Origin of the sequence: Aliinostoc sp. HNIBRCY26 (assembly GCF_050235535.1) — a bacterium.
Taxonomy (GTDB): Bacteria; Cyanobacteriota; Cyanobacteriia; order Cyanobacteriales; family Nostocaceae; genus Trichormus.
In genome coordinates, this window is sequence record NZ_CP189852.1 from 1,504,804 (window position 1) to 1,526,578 (window position 21,775).

Here is a 21,775-nt window from a genome sequence, read left to right on the forward strand (position 1 = left end):
ATATCGTATACTTTAAAATCCCGAACTCTACAGTTATGTCTCAAAAATAATATTACTAACTATGTATGAAAACATTATAATTAAATTGATAGATTTATCTCTATTGATGATTGGTTTATTTTTATAAGAAAATTATGAATGCGCTTAGTTCGTTCATAATAGGCTGTATATATTCAACTTATATGAAACAGAGAGCGCATTCTTTAGCTAAGTTGATGACAAGAAGATATTGATTTTAAAAGTTGGTGCTATAAAACTTTTCAACTTCATAAGTAAAAAGCTTTGATTTTCCTGATTACCCATCAAATTTACTGGGTTTTAAGACCAACTTTTTGTAATTCCTAAAACTGAGTAATGGGAAAGTTTAACTATCTCATTACACTTTGAAGGAGAATGCACCGCCAAGGGTCAAAAGGATAGCAGTTTGTCCTACACCAGTGGTAGCTAGATTAAAGGCATCTAAAACTGAAGCAACAGCACCAGCACTCACAAGTGATATGAAATCACCACCGTTAACGTGAGCAGATTCTTCAGCAGAGATTTCGGTGAAGAGGTTTTTTTCGATAGCTTGCATGGTCAGATACTCCATTAATAGGATAGATTTTGTTTGTTACAGCTAGTAGTTGTTTGCTTTTTTCTTCGGCGTTTCAACTGCTTGCTTGATAACTACAATAGCTGGGAGTAAATAGATGAGTCATTTACAATATCTGTAAACTTCATTGCTGATTTTTTGAGACGAAATTACTCAATTGTTTTGATATTTTTCCGAAAAATACAAGCTAGAATTATGATTTATAGAGTAGTAATACCGTTTCTTGATGTAGCTTGCCTGGCGTAGCCATAGATGCACTTTATTCCGTACTGTAGAGACGTTGCATGCAACGTCTCTACATCATTTATTTGGCGCAACTTCATAGAGAATTGGCATAAAATATAATTATCAAAATATGTTGCAAGCTAGCAAATCCAAGCAACTTGCCTTGATGGACAAAAAAATACTGTGCATTCTCTTGAAGAAAGCACGGTTAAATCAAGCAGATTGATCAATTAGTATCTAGCTGGAGAAAGATTTTCTAAAAGCCGATCGCAAATTGTTGTAAGTTGTTCTTTATCTGTAACCGGACACCGAGGATTAGGTAATTCTGTATTAGGCCAATTTGGTAAATTACTGCATGGACACAATAAAGCTGGCATACCGACGTTACGCATAGCTATCGGCATCAAACAGCGACTACAAGGTAACATTTCCCATGCAGGTGTGAGTAATTCGGCAATGGTTTCGTTAGTTCCCTCCAAATAACAATCACTTGCCGATGATGAAATTTTTTGCCAACATTCTTCAAACTCTTTGCTGTAGCGATCGCCTTGGAATATAGTTTGAGGTAGCAAATATATTCCCTCGTTACCAATCACTACTTTCTTACCTAACTGAAACCAGTGGGCAAGATATTTTTTTACTTCTGTTTGGTTTGCCATACCACAATTCTACAGTCGGTATGAGAACAATTTTGAGACTAACTGTTTAATTTTCTATTAAGAATTTCCCTGAAATCACTGAAATGAATTAATATTAAATGTCTCTTAAAATTTCTTAAATTATTCTTCATCATTTATCATAGTTGGTAGCGGTGTACCAAGTAGGCTGAGATTTAAAACATGACCAGCAGTAACCAAATAAACAGTTTCGCAAATATTACTTAACTGACGTACCAAACTCCCCAAGCGATCGCGGAATGTTCTCCCTAAAGGATATGCTGGTACAACTCCCCAACCCGTTTCTTCCGCCACAAACACCATATCCGCCGCAACTAACTGCACCGTCTCTAAAAAATCCTCCACAGTATCCGCCCAAGTCTCATCATCCACCTCTAAAAGATTAGCCACCCAAGTTCCCAAGGAATCGACTAAAACACAAGTGTGAGGCTTCATATCAGCCAGACTCGCAGATAACATCACAGGAACTTCCAAAGTTACCCAATCTTGAGGGCGGCGATATCTGTGTAATTGAATACGCTGTTCCCATTCCGCATCATCCACACTGACGGTAGCTGTCGCAATATAAACTACCTCTTTTCCCGACTCATTCGCCAAATATTCTGCCCATTCACTCTTCCCAGAGCGAGACGGGCCTGTGATTAATATGACTTTACCCAAAGCTGTTTCCTTTGTATATAGGGGTGTAAGGGTATAGGGGGAACACGAAGATATTATCAATGCCCAATGCCCAATGCCCCATACCCCATTCCCTACCCTAACAGTTTTCGGTAATTATCTAGTTGTCTAGTAATCTCCTTAATTAATTGCCCAAAATCAATATCCATACCGTCATTAATATCGGTTGGACTGTTAGCCAAACTATTCATTAAACCATCCCCGTAATACTGAAATCTAGATTCAGTCTTGGGAGAGGCGGTTGTTTGGTTGTTGCTCATGACAGAAGCGGTGTTAACTTCCGATAGAGATGGGAAACTAAAATCAGGAGTTTGATTGAATGGGCTATTGCTGGGGAAGTTTTTGAAAAATTCATCCAACATCGGACTTAAGTCAAAGCCAGAGTTGGGTGTTGAGGAATTGTTATTGTTACTGTTATTGCTATTGCCTGCGGTACCGGTAATAATTTGACGGACTTGGCTTTCGGTCAAGTTGGGGTTAGCACTCAGCATCAAAGCGACTACACCAGCAACATAGGGTGAAGCCATTGACGTACCGCTATAACTGGCGTATTCATTCCCTGGAAGAGTGGAGTAAACGCTTTGTCCTGGGGCTGTGACATAAGCCAGTTCATTGCTACCCGCACGGTTAGAGAAGTCTGTTAAATCACCTGCTTGATTCACAGCCCCAACCGCAATTCCTGAGTTATTCGCATAGCGCGCCGGGTAGCCTGGTACTGAACCACCGTCATTACCTGCGGCCATGACGACAATTACCCCTTTACTGCTGGCGTATTCAATAGCTGATTTGAGTGTCTGACTAGAAAAATCACCACCCAAGCTGAGGTTAATCACATCTGCGCCATTATCTACAGCGTAGTAGATGCCGTTAGCGATCGCACTATAAGAACCAGAACCAGAACTATTTAAAACCTTGATTGGCATAATTTTGGCATTGTAAGCCACGCCAGTCACGCCATAACCATTATTTTCACCTGCAATAATTCCAGAAACATGAGTTCCGTGTCCGTTATCATCATAGGTTTCGTTATTGTTGCCGTTAAAATTCCACCCCCGCACATCATCTACATAACCGTTACCGTCATCATCAATGCCATTACCGGCAATTTCTTTAGTATTAGTCCAAATATTATTTTTTAAATCTTCGTGGTTGTAGTCCACACCAGTATCTATGACTGCCACTACAGTCCCACTACCTGTGTGTCCATTTTGCCAAACTTCTGGGGCTTTAATCATATCTAAACCCCAATTATTCCCACCTGTATCAGCTACTTCACTGTAGGGATTTTCTCCAGCCGCTTGAGAAACTGATTTAGAGGCATCAATTAAGCCATAACCATTCTTAGAACTGTATTTACTAGTAGCACTAGCTTCTGTTGTGGAAACAGAACTACTGCGAGCATTAAATTGTGAACTAGAGTAATTTTCAGTGTTAAGAGTATTGGAAGAGGAGATGTAAGTGGAATCTTGCCCGTCAAAACAATTTGATTTAATACTGATATCATTATTGGGCATTGGTAGTGTCTCCTCAAATAATCTAACTGTTTTTTGGCAGCATTAAAACAATTCGCAATTCGCAATTCGCAATTCGCAATTCGCAGTTACGTGTTGTAATGGGGATTTAAACGCCGCCACAACACTTGCGTCTTGATAGAAGCAGGGGACTTAAACCCCATAATTTTTTGTAATTGTTAAAACTGACAGTGCAGTTTTTCAGGGACAAATTCGCCCTCTAGCCCATAATTACTATGAAATAAGTAAGTAAAATGACGTTGGTTTTACCAAATCTTGTACAATTATTTTTAATAATTTATTTAGGTTGGTGTTTAGCAATCTCATCAGTCAGATGACAACTATATTTCTAGCCAATATTTGATAGTTCGTGATTGATAAAAATCATCAGTAAAAGTCAAAGTTTCCCCACAAAATAATTTCTCAATTTTGATTTGTGTAGGGAATTACAAAGATGATAGGATGTTAGCGATCGCTGAAAAATAGATATGATTAAATTGAGAGCGATATCTAGCCAATCGCTTGAAAAAAAACATGATTTCACATCAGAACAAGAACATTCTGCTTTGGAACACGAAACTTCGAGATCAGAACACGAAATTTTGAGTTCAGAGCATGAAACTTCGAGTTCGGAACACGAAATTTTGAGTTCAAAGCATAAAACTTGGTGTTCAGAGCATGAAACTTCGAGTTCGGAACACAAAACTTGGTGTTCAGAGCATGACTGATGAGGTTAGGAACTTGAATTTTATTGTTCTGATGTGAGAGAGTCGCGCAAATATGCTAAATTTTTACGTACAGTCACAGTATTAGGATGATTTGCCCCTAATTGTCGCTCTAAAATATCTAAAGCTTGGATGTACAAAGGTTCCGCTTGCTTGTATTTCCCTTGGGAGTAGTGGAGTGCAGCTAGGTTGTTGAGACTAGTGGCGACATCTGGATGTTCTTCACCCAGGAGTTTGCGTCTCAGTGCTAAAGCTTGGATGTACAAGGGTTCGGCTTCGCTGTATCTCCCTTGGGAGTTGTAGAGTGCAGCTAGGTTGTTGAGACTAGTGGCGACAGATGGATGTTCTTCACCCAGGAGTTTGCGCCTGAGTGCCAAAGCTTGGATGTATAAGGGTTCGGCTTCGCTGTATTTCCCTTGGGAGTCGTAGAGATAAGCTAGGTTGTTGAGATTAATGGCGACAGATGGATGTTCTTCACCCAGGAGTTTGCGCCACAGTGCTAAAGCTTGGATGTACAAGGGTTCGGCTTCGCTGTATTTCCCTTGGGAGTGGTAGAGTGTTGCTAGGTTGTGGAGGCTAGCGGCGACAGATGGATGTTCTTCACCCAGCAGTTTGCGTCTCAGTGCCAAAGCTTGGATGTACAAAGGTTCGGCTTCGCTGTATTTCCCTTGGGAACGGTAGAGTGCAGCTAGGTTGTTGAGACTAGTGGCGACATCTGGATGTTCTTCACCCAGCAGTTTGCGCCACAGTGCCAAAGCTTGGATGTACAAGGGTTCGGCTTCGCTGTATTTCCCTTGGGAGGAGTAGAGTAGAGCTAGGTTATTGAGGCTAAGAGCTAAGTCTTTTTTTAAACCTAACTCTTTTTGCAGTTCTACAGTCTTACTTAAATACTTAATTGCTAGTTCCTGCTCTTCTTGGTAGTCTTGAAATTCACCTCTTTCAAGTCTTTTGCTATAAATATCGCCTAAGTTAAAATACAAAGTCGCTAAAGTTGCATCTTTTTCACCCCGTTGTTCCTGCTCCTGAATGAATCTTTGCAAATCTTCTATAGGTAGCAAGTAAGGATTGTCATCATCAAAGTTCAAGACTTCATTGCCAATAAAAGCAGAACGAATTGGCTCTAACTCTCTACTAGAAACAGTGTTCTTCTTTTTTGATGTAAAGTGAAAAACACCATTGCGCCAACTCCAAAAATCAGGAGCTTTTTTAATCAAATTCACTAAAAGCTGATTTGTCACCCACAAGACAATAGCAAAGGGAAATTCCCTTAAAGCTTCTCTAGTCCACTGCAAATAACCGAAAAATATTTCTTGTTCAGAACGCGCCTCTCCCAGTTTAAGAAAATAAAGCTGTTCTGCACCAGTCACTGTAATTACTGCTGGTTGATGTTGCTGCAAATATGCTTCATTCTCCACTAAATGAGCAATAGCAGCTCTCAAACTTGGCTCACCTCTGGGTAATGTCACACGATAAGGACGGATTTCTGGTTGTAATTCTGTTTCATACTGCTCGATAATTTGCTCTCGAAAATTCAAATCATCGCAAACAGCTATCAGCAAACTCAAACCCTGTTCTTTGGCTTGAATGCTGACAATTAAATCATCATAAGCATCTAGATTGTCATCATCATCAAATAGTTCATTAATTGTCATTGATGAAACCCTGCTCTCTCAAGAGTTCTACAACGATGGGGTGAACATCATACCAGTTCTTACGGTTGCGATATTCCAAAACATAAAGCCCGTGAAGTAAGTCTAAAAACTCAGGTTCTTTGGGATCATCAGGCATAAAGTTTTGATATGTAGTTTGCAAGATGGTATAGTCAATTTTACCCAAAGGTACAGCAAAGTCATTGCGAATATTATTAATTGCTTCGTCTAAAATTTGCTGATTAATGACTACCGCCTGTCCTGGTTTACGCCGAATTAACCGCAGACAAATACGACAGCATTCATTAGCAATTCTCACCAACTCTCGTAACACACCACCACTATTAACAACAATATCTTCTACTGCTTGTAATTCTATAAGTGCAGCAGGAATCCGCTTTTGTAATATTTCACATAAAATATTTTTTGCTTGTGGGCGAGGCTGGGCATGAGGTTGACGATTTTGCCCCTGTTCAAATAATTTTAATACAGGCATGACCACAACTTGGTCATTAGTTTCTGTCTCAATTAGTGGTCTGAGAAACTTGTCTCTTAAAACAGCAATGGGTATGGTATAAATAATTCTAAAATTTGGTTGACATAGAGCTTTGATATTATCTCTATAAATATCATTGACTCTTTCTAATTCCAACTTATCTAAATCATCAATAATCACTAAAACATCTTTTTTTGTGGCGACATGAATGATAGCCGCAATTTCATTAATTCGCGCAATTAAATCAGAAATCTTTCTCTCAAACTCCTGCTTAATTTCATAGCGGACAGCCGCATCAGCTTTTAATTTATTACTAATTAATTTCAGTAAATCGAAACCCAGGGAAGTTTCCGCCTCAAGATTAAATTCTTCTGTCTTAGTTCGAGTGGCAAACCATTTATACAAAGCATCTTTTGTAGACTTAGGAATCTCCACTTTCAGAGCTTCCGCTTCATACATTAAATTTACAGCAATAGAAAACAAAATATTGATATGATTGACATCGGACATTTCAATTGTGTCAGAAATAGAGAACAAAACCACAAAGTAACGGTCTTGCGATCGCCTGCTAAACTCCGCTAACAAAGTAGACTTGCCACAACCACGATGTCCTGTAAAAATAATCTTGCCATCACCATTAGGGCTATCTTCAACCAACTGCTCTAATTCAGCAATCACATCATCACCATAATCCACCCTAAATCTCTCTAAATCTCTTGTCTGAATTAGTGGCAATAACTCTAAATTTCTGTATGCTTGTTGAAAAGACTTTAACAAATCGTCAGACATATACAATCACTGTATAACCTCGCTATCCATATCATCACCCATCTTTGCCAAAGTCAAGCTGAAATCTTTATCCACACTAATTAACGTAAGTTCAACGAACAGAAAAACCCCTCTCCAAACCTCTCCCCTGCAAGGAGAGAGGCTTTAAAACCTACATTTTTTGTTGATATTTTAGCTCTTTACTCCCCTCTCCGCGTCGGAGAGGGGCTGGGGGAGAGGTCAAAAAAGGCTTATCAAACTCACGCTAAATTAAAGGTTTGTAGACAACTTTAGTTCTCCAATAAGCATTAAATGTAGGTTGGGTTGAGCAAGGCGAAACCCAACATAGATATAGGTGTTGGGTTTCCTTACGTCAACCCAACCTACATCCCCACACCCTTACACCCCCATACCCCTTAATTACACATTTGCTTGCTGACGCTGATACAAAGACCAATACAAACCCTTTTGCTGTAATAATTCTGTATGAGTTCCGCGTTCAGCAATCACACCTTTTTCCAACACAAAAATCTGATCAGCGCGCTTCAAAGGCGCAAAACGGTGAGCAATCAAAAATACAGTCCGGTTAGTAGAAATTGCTTGTAGATTTTGCAATACTTGCTGCTCAGTTTCACTATCTAAAGCACTAGTCGCCTCATCTAAGACTAAAATCGGCGCATCGGAAAGAAACAATCTTGCTAAAGCAATGCGTTGTCTTTGTCCTCCCGATAAAGCTGTTCCCCTTTCTCCCACATTAGTCTCATAACCATAGGGTAATTGACTAATGAAATCGTGGGCTACCGCCATTCTCGCAGCTTGAACTACTTGTTCGGCGGTAATATCAGGATTACCAAGGGTGATATTTTCCAAGATTGAACCATTAAATAAAAAGTCTTCTTGGAGAACTACGCCAATTTGTTGTCTCAGTGAAGATAAATCAGCACTCTTGATATCAAAACCATCAATTAAAATCCGTCCTGATTCTATTTGATAGAGTCGCTGCAAAAGTTTTGATAGGGTACTTTTCCCCGAACCACTGCGCCCGACAATCCCGACAAATTGTCCTGGTTCAACATTAAAAGAAATTCCTCGTACCACAGGTTCAGTATTAGCTTTATACCGGAAAAATACTTGTTCAAAAGTTATTTGTCCTTTCAATGGTGGTAAAACTAAACCCGTCCCCATTTCGGCTTCTGGGGCGACGTTGAGAATATCACCGATTCTATCTACTGAGAGTAAGACTTGTTGCAGATTTTGCCATAACTGCACTAACCTTAAAAGTGGCCCTGTCACCCTGCCAGATAACATCTGAAAAGCTACAAGTTGCCCGACAGTCATGTGTCTATCAATGACTAATTTCGCACCAAACCAGAGAATTAACAGGGAAGAAAAATTAGTGAGGAAGTCACCAATATTACTGCTAATGTTAGAAGTAGTGGAAGCTTTAAAGCCAGTACGCACGAAACGAGCAAATAAGCCTTCCCAGCGATCGCGCGCTACAGATTCGGCAGCATGGGCTTTGACAGAGTGGATACCCGTGACTGTTTCTACTAAAAATGACTGACTATCAGCACTGCGGTTAAAGGTTTCGTTTAACCAGTTCCGCAAAATTGGTGTTGCTACTAAGGTTAAAGCCGCAAACAACGGTAACACTGCCAACGCCACAAAGGTAAGGGGAATATTGTAGTAAAACATCAATACCAAGTAGACGACGGCAAAGATGCTATCTAAAATCACCGTTAGGGCTGTACCCGTGAGAAATTGGCGGATTTGTTCCAATTCTTGCACTCTGGCGACGGTATCACCGACGCGCCTCGACTCAAAATAAGCCAAGGGCAAGCGCATGAGATGACGAAATAACTGTGCTGATAAACTTAAGTCTAAGCGTCTGGCTGTGTGGGTAAAGATAAATAGCCTAAGAATACCGAGTATAGACTCAAATAACGCAATAAATAACAGCGCGATCGCCATGACATCGAGAGTGGGTAAACTCTCTTGCACCATGACTTTATCAATCACCACCTGGGTAATTAGTGGTGTCCCCAAACCCAATAATTGCAAAGTAAAGGAAGCCAGTAAAACTTCCCCTAATAATCCTTTGTATTTCCAAACGGCTGGCGTAAACCAACTGAGATTGAATTTTTCTTGTCGGGATATGAGTTCAACTTGCCATAACTGCCCATCCCAGGATTCTTCTACCACAGATTGGGGCAGATTCTCACAAATACTATCAGGATGCTGGGGATTAGCGACAATCAAGCGATCGCCTTTCATCCCATAAACTACTACCCATGACTGCGACTCCCAGTGTAATAAAGCCGGGAACGACAACTGGCGTAACTCACTCCAACTCACGTTTAACCGACGCAAAACTAAGCCCAGTTTCTCACCAGCTTCCATCACTTGTTTAGGATTTTGTCCCCGCAGTTGGCGTTGTACCCATTCCAATTTCACGGGATTATTCAACTGTTGGGCAGCCATAGTTAAACAAGCCGCAGCCGTATTCCAACTAGCCACAAAGGGGTAACTTTGGGCTGTTGGGGTTGGGGTAGGTTCTGGTGTCGCAGGCTGGAATACCTGCGTTTCAGTGACAACTGTGGGGATTTCTGGCTGCACAACACCTAACCAAAAATCTTCCACATCCGAGTTAGATATTTCCGCCCAGAGTTTTGTATCCCAACAAGCCACAACTACTTCTTTCGTCGCTGCTACAGCTTTATAGTCTCCTGGGATTTTTTGCAAATCGCCAAACCAGTCTCCCACCTCCAAAGCCGCCAGAGGCGTACCCGTATCTTCTTCCCGCAGACGGACTTTACCAGCAATAATTAAAAACTGATATCCGCCTGCTTCACTCGACCAAATTTTTTCTCCCAGTCGATAGCGACGGGTTTCTAGGCGTTGTTCTAATTGGGATTTTTGTTCAGGATTGAGCAAACCCAGAGGTGGTTGATTCCAAGGTATAGCAGCTAGCACGTATTGTCTTAGAGATTCATTATCCTGAAGTTTTAACTCACCTGTAATTTGACTGTCAGCTTTTGAATTTTCTCCGCTAGCCATTTTTCAAATAATTCGTTTTGTAGTGCTTGTGTTAATTGCGTATCTTCCAAAGACGCTGGTAAAAATTGTTCGACGCGAAACAATCCGTAACGTCCATCCAGTTCGATAGGGCCGATGACTTGTCCGAGTTGAGCCATATCTACCGCCGCCCTTAAGACATCCGGCATTGTGCCTCGGCTAATTGGCCCCATCATGCCGTTGACAATGCGATCGTCAGCTTGGGAATATTCCTTAGCTAATTGCTCAAAACTTCCTCCTTCAGCAATTTGCAGTTGTAACTCCTCCGCCAGTTCTCGACTATCAACCACAATTCGTGAGATTACCACCCGATCTAGAAAAATCTTGCGTTCAATAAAATATTCAGAGATTTTTGCTTCTGTCACTACAGCTTTTAATTTTTCTAGTTTGAAATTCGATGTAATTGCCGTGTGGAATGTGTTGTAGTCTGTGCCATTTCTCTTCAACCACTCCTGAAAAGCCTGCGGATCAGCTAGTTGATTTTTCAGCCGGAAATCAATAATCGTTTGTTCAGTGAGGGCTGGGTTAATTTCCATATCCTCACGGTTATTGAATTCCTGCTCAATTACATACTGACGCAGCACATCACTAATAAATTGACCTAATTTCCCTGAAACTTGCAGATATTTTACTGTTTGCTCTAGAGAGATTGCTTGGTCGTCAACGCTTAAAAAAGTTAAATTTTCCATGAGTTCACCTGGTAATGGGGGTTGGGGACTGGGGACTGGGGACTGGGGATTGGGGACTTGTACTGAGCTTGTCGAAGTATTGGGGACTAGGGATTGGGGATTGGGGAAAGAAGAAATATAGAAAAGGGAATTAACTTCCGACTTAATTTATATGGCTTTTTCTGGAAATTTTGTAACTCATTTACCAGTAATGCAATGTTAAAGAAAAAATTAAAAGTGAAATAAATTTTCTAGTTCTGAAAATCAGGTTTTTTAGCATACACAAAACAGTCAAATTTAGCTATGTAGCCAAAAGTGACTTTCACTGAAATTTATTCAGCTTCAAAATAACGAATCTTTGGGAATGGGGCATTGGGAATGGGGCATTGGGCATTGATGGAATAAATTATTTGTTAATTTCTATTCCTATTCCCCAGTCCCCAGTCCCCAGTCCCCAGTCCCCAATCCCTAAACTAAACTCGCCCAAGTAAAGGCGAACGCCATAGCAGCGATCGCACCAATTAAAGTGTTAAAAATATTAACGACTTCATTTGTTAACCAAGTGTATTTAGCTTGCAAGGTTGCGCCAATTACACTTTCTAGGTTTGTGGCAATAAATGCTGCTAGGACACACCACAGTATACCCATCGGTGTAACTAAACTCACACCCCAGCCTAAAATAGCGATCGCAACTGAAGCGACTACACCCGCTAAAGTCCCCTCTAAACTGACTGCGCCTTCTGTACCTCTGGCTACTGGTTGTAGTGTCGTAATTAAAAAAGTTCGTTTACCGTAGGCTTTACCAACTTCACTAGCACAGGTGTCAGACAATTTGGTGCTAAAACTCGCCACATAACCCAACATTAAAAGGGATTGGGGACTGGGGATTAGGGATTGGGGACTGGGTACAATTCCGGCATCAATTAGCCCCAAGCCTACAGCACATAAAGCCGCAGTCAAAGCCGAACCCCAAACGTTTTCCGGGCCTCTTGCACCTGAACGCTTTTCTGCTATCCCTTCGGCTTCTTTTTGTGCCAAACCAATGCGTGTCACACCAGAACCTACTAAAAAATAAAACGCTACCACTAAATATCCCTGCCAGCCGAGAGTCCCCCAAACCAATACACCCAATATCCAAGCGTGGAGTATTCCTGCTGGAGTCAGCAGTTTTTTAGGAGCAAACCAAACGAAACTTAATAAAATGGCGTTCAGTGCTATTCCTACTAACCAAGGATTGGCAGAGCTAATTAATGAGATCATCAGCAATAAACTATGGTAGTGTTGCCCAGATATCAACCAGAATAGCGAATTTTAACGTGAATTCGATGAGTATTTGTGACCTCACCCCCAACCCCTCTCCTACAAGGAGAGGGGAGTAAAACCCACATTTTCATTGCTCAACAGCAGAATCTAGCCCACAGCCAGCAATTTAAAGGATTCAGGCATTTTCTTCACTTTATATCAATTCACTAAAACTTTTGAAACATATCCATGCCCAGAAACCTTTGTAAAGTAAAGATTTCTTAATTTTGAATTTTGAATTTTGAATTTTGAATTGGTTTTACCTCCCCATCCCAAAGTGCATAGTTTATATTTTCTTTACAGGTTAGAGCAGAACCAACAGGCAAAATTGCTAAAAATTATGTGTAGGGCAAAAGTAGAGAACAAAAAACTACCCTAATACTCCCATGCCCAATGCCCCATGCCCAATGCCCAAATTTATGAACCAAACCATATTTCATCTAGCTTTCCCCGTGACTGATATCCCTCAAGCCAAGGCCTATTACGTTGATGGTTTAGGCTGCACAGCCGGGCGAGAAAACCCCCAAGCCCTCATTCTCAATCTTTATGGACATCAACTAGTAGCTCACCTCACCAAAGAACCATTAACCCCTCAACGCACTATTTACCCCAGACACTTTGGCTTAATTTTTGCTGAAGAAACCGACTGGGAAGAACTACTAGAAAGGGCGCAACAAAGACATCTGGCATTTCGTGAAGAACCGAAAAACCGCTTTGTGGGAACTACCTTAGAACATCGCACCTTTTTCTTGGAAGATCCGTTTAATAATTTAATGGAGTTTAAATATTATCGTCATGTAGAAGCAATTTTTGGCAGTCAAGAATATGCTCAAATCGGGGATAGAAAGTAATACAATTTTCCAGATTGATTCGTTTGTAGTAAGGGCTTAAGCCCTGGCTTTATGCAAATTAAATACTGATTAGCTTATCAGCTTATTGAATTGCAAATCATCATCGCATAGACTTAACCAGCCTCTAGTCCCCATTCTCTACTTTCTAATTCCAACCCATGCAAATTAGTTGAATTCTCTACATTCAGCTTGACTGGTTCTGCTAAAGCCTTTGCTACTTCGGCTATACAACGAGAATCTGTCAGCATCCATGAATGTAAGGCTACTGGAATAATTATTTCTTTACCCAGAGGCATTTTAGAACTATGTGCCGGAATGATCATTAAATCGTAATTTGTCCAAATAGAGGTGAAATTTAATTGCTGTAACATCATTACATCAGCATTTAAATCACTCAGCAATTCGCTATTAGGACGCATTTGCATACAACCAGGAAGCTGAGACGCATAGGCGACAACAGTGCCATGATGAGGCGAAGAAATTGTAATAAACCGTTGTACTCGCTTAATACCTTCTAAACGCTGTATATAGTAACGGCTGACAATTCCACCCATACTAAAGCCCACTATATCCAAGGCTTGTTCTGGTGGAAAAGTTTTGTTAATATAACCAGCTAGTTGCTGCGCCAATACATCTAGACCAGCTGCACCATTATTTGGTACTAAATCCAGTGAATGTACAGGCCAGCCTTGTTTGCCTAGAAAAACAGCCATTTCATCAAAGACGGCTTCTGTATCAGTAATGCCATGCACCAACACAACTGGGTTACGTTGTTGGTTTTGTGTGTTCATAATTTGGTTTGTTCTGTATCCTTGTTGTAGAAAATCTAACTCAGTCAGATTTGTCCTGAAAGCCAAATTATGACACTCTCCTGACTGGATGAGGAATTAGTCAATAGTCAACAGTCAACAATCAACGGTGAACCGATTCATTACTGATGGTTTTTGATAACCATCAGAGAAAATAATGTTAATTTTTATTAAGCAAGCTTTCAGAATCTTGCTTTAGATTGGGATAAAATTTAATAATTAGTCTTCAGTATTGACAAGTTGCACAGTGCTGGGCAGCAAGATTTGAGACTATTCTCCGTCTAATAGGCTTGATGAAGACCAAACCGTTGTGGTTTGATAAAAAGTAGAGAATCATCATAAAACGTAGTATTGTGACGTAATTTTTAACATTACGGTCGGTTTTACAGATAAGGAATTCAGGAGTAATTATCATGGGGTTTATCAAAAAACTCATCGCTGGCATCATCAGCTTTATCACCGGATTTTTACCTGGTAAGAAAAATGGTGGCTACTATCTACAACTAGAAGAAACTGGTACTGGTTCAGCACCAGTAGCTGCACCTAAACCTGCTGTTGAAGCATCCAATGGCAATGGTAAGACAGCAAAAGCAGCAGAAACTCCTAAGTCAGAGTCTGCTTCTACTCCCGTGAAAGCAGCAAAGAAAGAAGCTTCTCAGAATGGCAAAACTGCTCCATCTGCACCAGCACCCGCACCTGCGCCAGTTGCTACTAAACCTGCTACACCCACTGAAACCACATTCGCACCCAAGTACCTCATTCCTACTGCTAGCGGCTCAAATGGCCGTCGTCGTCCTGGTGCTAATATGAGCAGCTATTTAGATATGGCGCGTCAAGTAAAAACCCCTGGCTAGGGAATTTTGGATTTTGGATACTTCGACAAGAGTTCGGCGAGGCTCACTCGACCCCCTCAGTACAAGTTTTGGATTTTAGATTTTGGATTTAAAGTTTGGTTTAAATAAGACTAGTACAGCACGGCGGAAATAAATATACCATTTTAAATGGTGTAAAAGCTTACAAAATCAGCATTTTTACTTTTGCCTTTTGCCTTTTTACTTTTGCCTTTTTGTACTAGTAATCCAAACTTGGTATTATCAGGACGCTAGACAAGAATTAATGGTTTTGTGCCATGTCTTTGTTAAATATCAGTCCACTATATAAATGAAATGCTGGGTCCCAATAGGTCTTTTCTCTGCGAAACAGGTGAATGTGAGACTGAATGTTACCCAGCATTTCCATTTGTTCTAGAACTGTTTGGGCAAAAGGTGTAAAGTCTGACCAAATTGTGGCTTGTGGTAAATAGTTAGTCAGCCAGTTGACTAGGTTGTTCCAGTTGATTCTGATAGTATTTTGACTGACTGAGGGAGTCCAGTTACTTCTGGTGAGATTTTGATTAGCTGCGGGAGTGATTTCTAAACTTTGGTGAAAATCATAACTGCGATCGCACATTCGCAAAATACAGTGTCTCTGTGGTAAGTGTAAATCACAGAATTGGGCATAGTCTTGGGTTTTGGTTTTGCGTTCAAATTGACGATTTGCATTCACGTCAACAACTTCTTCAAAAATTGGTAATAGTCCTAAAACCTGTGCTGCAACTTCCGCCCAATCAAAGGTGAGAGAACCTACTATATTTCTCTGGTCAGAGCAAATTACAGTAGGTTGTGGCTGGGATTGGGAAAAATATTGTACTTGATAAACTTGAATTTGAGCTATCGCTTTGATTGTAATCCAAAAGCAAGGTATACCTGCTTGCTGTAACTGCATTCCATAAAACTTAAGTTCACCGATGCGTCCAGCGCGGTAATATTTCCAAGAACGGGTAGGAAGCAACAACCTAGCAGTATAAGCATCTAGCTGCATAATTTGGGCAAAATTAGCGGCTACAAGGTTTTTCTGCTCATTTTCGAGAGGTTCTAAGATTAATACCCCTAATTCAGTGTTACTGGCTTCGGCTGTAGCTTGAGCAATCGCCCTTTGTTTTTCTTCTTTCCTGATATCTTCTAGCCTTTGTAAACCTTGGCGTGTTTGCGTAACAATCTTGTTATTAGTTGTGATTAACAATAATCGCCGATAAACCTTTTCCGCTTCTGCATATTTTCCTGAAACTTCATGCAGCCTAGCCAGATAAAACACCACCCAAGGATTGTCCGGCGAATCTTGTAGCAGTGGTTTGAGTAATTTCGCTGCTGTTTTATAGTCTTTATTTTCAAAAGCGATCGCAATTTGTTCAATCATTTTAGTCAATAGTCAATAGTCATTAGTCAATAGTCAATAGTCATTAGTCATTAGTCATTAGTTATTAATACTTCTCCCCTCTTGTCTACCTTGTCCCCTTGTCTACCTTGTCCCCCTGCCCCCTTGCCCCCTTGTCTACCTTGTCATTTACATTTATACTTCACAGGCTGCGGAAATTAGGGATAATGCTACTACTGGTGCTGTGACGGCTCTGAGGATGCGACTACCTAGAGATACTGGTTGAAATCCCGATGCGATCGCTTCTGCAATTTCTTTATCTGTCCAGCCGCCTTCGGGTCCAGTAGCAATCACGACATCACCAGTAATTGGCTTAATTAAGTTTTGCAGATGACTATATTCACCGCGTGCTTCACAAATATAGCGGTGGTTTGCTGTGCTATTAGTTACAGCTTCTTTAAATGTTACAGGCTCTAAAATTGTTGGAACAAAAGCGCGTTCTGATTGTTCGGCGGCTTCTGCGGCGATGCGTCGCCAACGTTCTAGCTTTTGGGGACTCGGATTTAAGAGAGTGCGATCGCTCAACACTGGTGCAATACAAGCTACACCCAACTCAGTACAACTCCGCACCACTTCCTCAAAACCACTACCTTTGGGTAAAGCCATCATTAAAGTAATGGCTACAGGTAACTCAGTGGCGACAACTAGGGGTTTTAATACTTGTGCTTGTTCGGCGTTAATCTGCGCTAACCACCACTTACCCAAGCCATCCATCGCAATAAATTGCTCACCTTCACGCAAACGCAATACCCGCTTTAAGTAATGTTCTTGTTGTGGTGTGAGTAAGATTTGACTTTCTTGGAGTTGGGAGGGTGCAATGGTAATTCGTTGTAGTTGAGCCATGATACCAATTCAAAATTCAAAATTCAAAATTCAAAATTAAGAAAGTGAGACTCAGCCTACCTTTTAGTGTTTACATCTGTATCAAGTTTCTTGTGAATTGGTATGAGATGTTAAACCGCAGATAAACGCCGATACTTTAATAAGTATTATCTGCGTTCATCTGCGGTTAAATTTCCTCATCCTAATGCTTATGGAAGAGTCTGGAAGTAAGCTTCTAAGGCTTCTTTGACTAAATCAGTCATTGATCTTCCTTGACTAGTGGCTGTAGTTTTCAGCTTGGCGTACAAATCATCGTGGAGACTGACACGATATCTAGCTTTGCGCGATTTTGACGCAGCTTTAGGTGCTTCTGGTTCTACGGTGACTGCTGCTTCTGGTTCGTACTGGCTAGCAAATTCACGAATTGCATCAAAGCCGACGCGATCGCAAAAATCACCAAAGCTTTCTTGTGGTGTGCGAGACTGCTTAAAGTAGACAAAAATTGGCTCTAAGAAGCTTTCTATATCGTTATGGTGCAGTTTCTCTACATAAGGTTGTGCTAGACGCGTTTGATTTGGTGAACCACCTAACCACACTTGATAACTTTCTGGCGCACTACCTACAAAACCTAATTCTGCCATGTAAGGACGAGCGCAACCATTGGGACAGCCGGTCATTCTTACCACAAAATGTTCATTTTGTAAACCGACTTTATCTAAGACCGCGCGAATTCTCTCTAAAATTCCAGGTATGGCTCTTTCTGACTCGGTGATAGCTAAACCGCAAGTCGGTAAAGCTGGACAAGCCATTGCATACCGGACGAGAGAGTCAATGGTGTTGGGGTCAGAAACTACGCCGCAACGGTCGAGAATGGCTTGAATTGCAGCTTTATTTTCCGGTGCGATTTCGTAGAAAATCAGGTTCTGGTTGGCTGTGAGGCGGATGGGTAAGTTAAATTGCTCGACAATTTCCCGTAAGGCTGTTTTTAATTTAAATGAGCCTTCGTCTTTGACGCGACCATTATCAATGGAAATCCCCAAGAATAAATTACCATCGCCTTGTTCGTGCCAACCCAAGAAGTCATGATATTTAAATTCTGGTAATTCTTGGAAAGGTGCGAGGGGTTTACCAAAATATTCTTCGACTTTGGCGCGGAATTTATCGACACCCCAATCATTGATTAAGTATTTTAACCTAGCGTGTCTGCGGTCAGTGCGATCGCCGTAATCTCTTTGTGTAGCGACAATGGCTTTCACTGCATCATATACATCAGCTTTATCTACATAGCCGATGGGGTCTGCAACTCTCGCGAAGGTTTCTTCTTTGTTGTGGGTTCTACCCAAACCACCACCAGCAAAGATATTAAAGCCTTGCAGGTTGCCTTGGGCATCAGTAATTACCACTAAAGTCAGGTCTTGGGAATATAAATCAATGGAGTTATCCCCAGGAACTGTCACACTCACCTTGAACTTACGCGGCATATAATATGTGCCGTATATGGGTTCTTCCGTGTCGTGAATAATTGTGCCATTACCGTTACGAACTCTAGCTGCTTTCACCTCTGGACTTTCTTCCGCGCTGATAGCTTTTTCGCCATCTAACCAGATTTCGTAATAAGCACCGGTTTGGGGTGAGAGTAAATCAGCAATATTTTGGGCATATTCCCAAGCATACTGATACTCAGGCTGATTTTTAAAGGGAACTGGGGGAGCCATGACGTTGCGGTTGATGTCACCACAAGCACCCAAAGTTGAACCGAGATTTTTAATTATTGTAGCGATCGCGGCTTTGAGATTCTTCTTTAAAATCCCGTGGAGTTGGAAACCTTGACGAGTCGTTGCTCGTAAAGTATGGTTGCCATATTCATCAGCTAGCTTGTCTAAAGCCAAATATAACTGCGGCGGTACTAAACCACCAGGGTTTTTTGTCCGCAGCATAAATTGATAATCTTTCTCTTGTCCCTTAACACGGTTATCACGGTTATCCTGCTGATAAGAACCGTGAAACTTGAGAATTTGGATTGCGTCTTCACTAAAGTGAGTAGTATCCTCAAGTATCTGCGTTGCTACGGGTTCACGTAAAAAATTACTGTTTTCTTTAATTCCTTCAACTTTAGAAGGTTTGCGGCTGGTGAGAGGGGGAGGAGCGGATTTAACCATCAGAGTTCTATAGTATTCTCAATAAGGCATCGGTGATTGCCGAATTAGCAAGTGAGCAGCATAGCTGCGTTTGGTTATTACCCGTAATCCGGTCGGATAAGTGAAGAATATTTCAATCCTAACACGACAAAAAGCTGGTTCTAAAAGTGATTTCACACTTTATCAAACCAGCCTTCGACGTTTCTGAGTTTTTAGTGCTGAGTTAAATATATACTACACCAAGAAGTCCGAAGATAATCAATCATTTACTAAACTCAGTGGGGAGTGCTGAGTAATGAGTAATGAGTGCTATTAGCGGTAGCACGGTGTTTAGTCAGTGATGGTTTGAGAAATAAATTCTACCTTGTCTACCTTGTCCACCTTGTCTACCTTCCAATCCCCAGTCCCCAATGCCCAATTCCCAATCTCCAATCCCCAGTCCCCCAATACGGTTCGGATAAGCTCTTGAGGCTCTTGAAGCTGCGGGAGAAAAAACTATTAAACAGTAATTTTTCTCCCCCACCTTCCCCCGCTCCCCCTGCTCACCTTAACAGATAATTTTGTTAACCTAATTTGTCTAGTTTTCTGTCTAATATTATTTGTTGTTTTGTATCTCCCATTGGGTACAACGTGATAGGAAATGTCTGTCCGTCCAAAGTCCAATAATATCCGCTATTGGTATTGTAGATACCGTATCCGTAATTCCAGCCGCCTTTAGTAGTGCTAAGTTCAGCATCAGTTAAATCCTCTAAATAACTTTGAGAATCCATGAATAAGTCACCATCAGCAGTGGATAGATTGGAAATAGCAATTTTAGCCATTACGCAAAACTCCTTCAATAAGTTATTTGTGTTTAGAACTGATTCTTAAAGAAAATCGAGAAGACTTCTGGGCAAGTGGGAGTGGATTTTAAATTAGAACCAGTTAGATAGTTATACTAAAAAGCTTATTAATCCATTGATAGTTAGATTCAGACCACCTCACTCATATATCAACTGAATAACTTATGGATGTTACCTATACAAAACATTAGAACAGCATTTAAACATACATTAGCACACTCAGCAAATTTACGGTATTAGATAACCTAAAAAAATAGAAATTTTTTCTAGAAAAAATACCATTGACGTTAGGCTTTCCAATCACCTATTCCATTCCAAGCATAATTGATTCCTGGTATGTGACTAGGTTTACCTAACCAAAGACTAAAACCCCAGTGTTGTTGCAATACGGTTCGGATAAGCAATTTTCATCTTCCTTTTGGTTTGGGAAAAGGTTAAGGGGTAAAGGGGAAAGGTTTGAATTGAGCCTTTTCCCTTTTCCCCTTAACCGAACCGTATTGCCCAATCCCCTACCTAAACCGATAACCAATACCACCATTGATGCTAACAGCAGAAGCGGGGCTATTTTCGTAGGCACGTAGCCCAACTTTGGCATTTGTGTACACTAGGAAATTGTTAGCAACTTCTGATTCCACCCCAGCACCTACGACTACAGCATCCCTGTTACCCAAGGGACTGGGTGAACCATTTTTTTCTACGAAGGAATAACCACCTGTGACAAAAGCGTTAGTGCGATTAGCAATTGGCACATCTACGGAAACTTCGGGAATAATGGCTGTGGTGTCGTCATTCCATAAAACGTTACCCCGTGCAGAGAATGGGGTGTTACCTAACTTGACGCGTCCAGTGAGATTACCGCCAAAGTTAGCAGCGTCGTTATTTTGTCCCCCGTTGGTGACACCGGCGGCGATACCAGCACCCACATAACTAGCATCAGTACCTTTTTTAGTTTCAGCCGTTGCTTGACCAACATTAACTACAAAAGCCGTCATAATTACTGAGGACAATGCAGAGATTGTCACCAAAGACTTGAGGATATTTTTCATAATCGTGTGAAAATTTTCTAGTTTTTCTCTTTATTTTTATAGTCGTGCAAACTGTTAAAAATGTTCCAGATATTTTGAGTAATTTATGTATGAAAAAAGGGTGTCGGGGTGTAAGGGTATAAGGGTGTATGGGCAAGAAAGAACCTATTTTTAGGCTAATAAAATGGATACTATTTTTTACCAAGAGTATACAGTTTTAAAACTGGCACAAGATTAAACTGTATTGAATTACAAATTTCTTTGGCTCTCCCAGACTAGATATGTTAAATTAACAACAGAAATACCAATTTAGTAAAACCCTTCTTCTAAAGCTATTAAAGTTAGTTAAGCCTTAAGCCCTGCGTTTAATGAGCTTAATCTTCTGATTAATTCCTTCTACGATACCTTGAGTAGTTCGGTGAGCAAAATAAGCCAGAATCTCATCTATCTACTGATAGTTCGGCAACTTTTGGGGAATAATTTATAAGCTGCTTGAGTCCATTCCAGGAATTTATCTAAGGGACTTCCAAGAAATAAAATCCCCAAATCATAAGAATGATAATCATTATAGTGGGGAGGAAGTCATGGCAGCCGATGGCTACTGTGACTTCCCTTTGTAGTGAATTAATAGACCTATCTTTAAAAGAAATTTAGTGAGAGGATAAGCAT

At 40.8% G+C, this 21,775-nt stretch carries 17 protein-coding genes and 1 pseudogene; 2 read left to right on the forward strand and 16 right to left on the reverse strand.

What is annotated here, in order from left to right:
• Window positions 1–376: 376 nt before the first annotated feature.
• The 9 genes from ACQFX9_RS06280 to ACQFX9_RS06320 all read right to left on the reverse strand — a co-directional run bounded on the left by ACQFX9_RS06280 (window position 377) and on the right by ACQFX9_RS06320 (window position 12,324).
• Window positions 377–574, reverse strand: coding sequence for a hypothetical protein (locus ACQFX9_RS06280; protein ID WP_427161194.1), 198 nt, complete (start codon window positions 572–574; stop codon window positions 377–379).
• Between the two features lie 473 nt (window positions 575–1,047).
• A complete protein-coding gene (locus ACQFX9_RS06285; protein WP_427161196.1) occupies window positions 1,048–1,476 on the reverse strand; it encodes a hypothetical protein in 429 nt (142 codons plus the stop codon).
• A gap of 120 nt (window positions 1,477–1,596) precedes the next feature.
• Window positions 1,597–2,154, reverse strand: coding sequence for a bifunctional adenosylcobinamide kinase/adenosylcobinamide-phosphate guanylyltransferase (cobU, locus tag ACQFX9_RS06290; RefSeq protein WP_427161198.1), 558 nt, complete (start codon window positions 2,152–2,154; stop codon window positions 1,597–1,599).
• Window positions 2,155–2,246: 92 nt separating this feature from the next.
• Window positions 2,247–3,686: a S8 family peptidase gene (locus tag ACQFX9_RS06295; protein WP_427161199.1), complete on the reverse strand. Its 1,440-nt coding sequence runs from the start codon at window positions 3,684–3,686 to the stop codon at window positions 2,247–2,249.
• A gap of 745 nt (window positions 3,687–4,431) precedes the next feature.
• Window positions 4,432–6,060, reverse strand: coding sequence for a tetratricopeptide repeat protein (locus ACQFX9_RS06300; RefSeq protein WP_427161200.1), 1,629 nt, complete (start codon window positions 6,058–6,060; stop codon window positions 4,432–4,434).
• A complete protein-coding gene (locus ACQFX9_RS06305; RefSeq protein ID WP_427161201.1) occupies window positions 6,050–7,342 on the reverse strand; it encodes an ATP-binding protein in 1,293 nt (430 codons plus the stop codon). The genes ACQFX9_RS06300 and ACQFX9_RS06305 overlap by 11 nt, the downstream gene beginning before the upstream one ends.
• Before the next feature lie 399 nt (window positions 7,343–7,741).
• The gene (locus ACQFX9_RS06310) at window positions 7,742–10,378 is read right to left on the reverse strand and encodes a type I secretion system permease/ATPase (RefSeq protein WP_427161202.1); all 2,637 of its coding nucleotides are present in this window, start codon (window positions 10,376–10,378) and stop codon (window positions 7,742–7,744) included.
• Entirely contained in the window at window positions 10,327–11,085 is a 759-nt protein-coding gene (locus tag ACQFX9_RS06315; protein ID WP_427161203.1) for a peptidylprolyl isomerase, read from the reverse strand. Before ACQFX9_RS06315 ends, ACQFX9_RS06310 begins: the two co-directional genes overlap by 52 nt.
• Window positions 11,086–11,532: 447 nt before the next feature.
• The gene (locus tag ACQFX9_RS06320) at window positions 11,533–12,324 is read right to left on the reverse strand and encodes a TIGR00297 family protein (protein ID WP_427161204.1); all 792 of its coding nucleotides are present in this window, start codon (window positions 12,322–12,324) and stop codon (window positions 11,533–11,535) included.
• 461 nt (window positions 12,325–12,785) lie between these two features.
• Between ACQFX9_RS06320 and ACQFX9_RS06325 the strand changes: the two genes are divergently transcribed.
• Entirely contained in the window at window positions 12,786–13,217 is a 432-nt protein-coding gene (locus ACQFX9_RS06325) for a VOC family protein (RefSeq protein WP_427162810.1), read from the forward strand.
• A gap of 113 nt (window positions 13,218–13,330) precedes the next feature.
• On the opposite strand, the gene ACQFX9_RS06330 is transcribed toward ACQFX9_RS06325, so the two are convergent.
• On the reverse strand, window positions 13,331–14,008 hold the full coding sequence (locus tag ACQFX9_RS06330) for an esterase/lipase family protein (protein ID WP_427161205.1): 678 nt from the start codon (window positions 14,006–14,008) through the stop codon (window positions 13,331–13,333).
• A 431-nt stretch (window positions 14,009–14,439) separates the two neighbouring features.
• Between ACQFX9_RS06330 and ACQFX9_RS06335 the strand changes: the two genes are divergently transcribed.
• On the forward strand, window positions 14,440–14,880 hold the full coding sequence (locus ACQFX9_RS06335) for a hypothetical protein (RefSeq protein ID WP_427161206.1): 441 nt from the start codon (window positions 14,440–14,442) through the stop codon (window positions 14,878–14,880).
• Between the two features lie 259 nt (window positions 14,881–15,139).
• Here the strand turns inward: ACQFX9_RS06335 and ACQFX9_RS06340 are convergent, their stop codons facing one another.
• From ACQFX9_RS06340 to ACQFX9_RS06365, 6 genes and pseudogenes are all read right to left on the reverse strand, one after another.
• Entirely contained in the window at window positions 15,140–16,261 is a 1,122-nt protein-coding gene (locus tag ACQFX9_RS06340; protein ID WP_427162811.1) for a tetratricopeptide repeat protein, read from the reverse strand.
• Between the two features lie 153 nt (window positions 16,262–16,414).
• Entirely contained in the window at window positions 16,415–17,122 is a 708-nt protein-coding gene (locus ACQFX9_RS06345) for a 16S rRNA (uracil(1498)-N(3))-methyltransferase (RefSeq protein WP_427161207.1), read from the reverse strand.
• A gap of 188 nt (window positions 17,123–17,310) precedes the next feature.
• Window positions 17,311–19,260, reverse strand: coding sequence for a sulfite reductase, ferredoxin dependent (gene sir / locus ACQFX9_RS06350; protein ID WP_427161208.1), 1,950 nt, complete (start codon window positions 19,258–19,260; stop codon window positions 17,311–17,313).
• A 542-nt stretch (window positions 19,261–19,802) separates the two neighbouring features.
• Entirely contained in the window at window positions 19,803–20,060 is a 258-nt protein-coding gene (locus ACQFX9_RS06355) for a hypothetical protein (RefSeq protein WP_427161209.1), read from the reverse strand.
• Window positions 20,061–20,590: 530 nt separating this feature from the next.
• Entirely contained in the window at window positions 20,591–21,127 is a 537-nt protein-coding gene (locus ACQFX9_RS06360; RefSeq protein ID WP_427161210.1) for a hypothetical protein, read from the reverse strand.
• 268 nt (window positions 21,128–21,395) lie between these two features.
• Window positions 21,396–21,625, reverse strand: a pseudogene (locus ACQFX9_RS06365) (transposase); the annotation flags it as partial.
• Window positions 21,626–21,775: the final 150 nt, after the last annotated feature.

Excerpts from the sequence above, each read along its gene's own strand:
- ACQFX9_RS06280 (WP_427161194.1), bottom strand. The coding sequence starts at position 574 with ATGCAAGCTATCGAAAAAAACCTCTTCACCGAAATCTCTGCTGAAGAA.
- ACQFX9_RS06285 (WP_427161196.1), bottom strand. The coding sequence starts at position 1,476 with ATGGCAAACCAAACAGAAGTAAAAAAATATCTTGCCCACTGGTTTCAG.
- ACQFX9_RS06295 (WP_427161199.1), bottom strand. The coding sequence starts at position 3,686 with ATGCCCAATAATGATATCAGTATTAAATCAAATTGTTTTGACGGGCAA.
- ACQFX9_RS06300 (WP_427161200.1), bottom strand. The coding sequence starts at position 6,060 with ATGACAATTAATGAACTATTTGATGATGATGACAATCTAGATGCTTAT.
- ACQFX9_RS06305 (WP_427161201.1), bottom strand. The coding sequence starts at position 7,342 with ATGTCTGACGATTTGTTAAAGTCTTTTCAACAAGCATACAGAAATTTA.
- ACQFX9_RS06310 (WP_427161202.1), bottom strand. The coding sequence starts at position 10,378 with ATGGCTAGCGGAGAAAATTCAAAAGCTGACAGTCAAATTACAGGTGAG.
- ACQFX9_RS06315 (WP_427161203.1), bottom strand. The coding sequence starts at position 11,085 with ATGGAAAATTTAACTTTTTTAAGCGTTGACGACCAAGCAATCTCTCTA.
- ACQFX9_RS06320 (WP_427161204.1), bottom strand. The coding sequence starts at position 12,324 with ATGATCTCATTAATTAGCTCTGCCAATCCTTGGTTAGTAGGAATAGCA.
- ACQFX9_RS06325 (WP_427162810.1), top strand. The coding sequence starts at position 12,786 with ATGAACCAAACCATATTTCATCTAGCTTTCCCCGTGACTGATATCCCT.
- ACQFX9_RS06330 (WP_427161205.1), bottom strand. The coding sequence starts at position 14,008 with ATGAACACACAAAACCAACAACGTAACCCAGTTGTGTTGGTGCATGGC.
- ACQFX9_RS06335 (WP_427161206.1), top strand. The coding sequence starts at position 14,440 with ATGGGGTTTATCAAAAAACTCATCGCTGGCATCATCAGCTTTATCACC.
- ACQFX9_RS06340 (WP_427162811.1), bottom strand. The coding sequence starts at position 16,261 with ATGATTGAACAAATTGCGATCGCTTTTGAAAATAAAGACTATAAAACA.
- ACQFX9_RS06345 (WP_427161207.1), bottom strand. The coding sequence starts at position 17,122 with ATGGCTCAACTACAACGAATTACCATTGCACCCTCCCAACTCCAAGAA.
- sir (WP_427161208.1), bottom strand. The coding sequence starts at position 19,260 with ATGGTTAAATCCGCTCCTCCCCCTCTCACCAGCCGCAAACCTTCTAAA.
- ACQFX9_RS06355 (WP_427161209.1), bottom strand. The coding sequence starts at position 20,060 with ATGGCTAAAATTGCTATTTCCAATCTATCCACTGCTGATGGTGACTTA.
- ACQFX9_RS06360 (WP_427161210.1), bottom strand. The coding sequence starts at position 21,127 with ATGAAAAATATCCTCAAGTCTTTGGTGACAATCTCTGCATTGTCCTCA.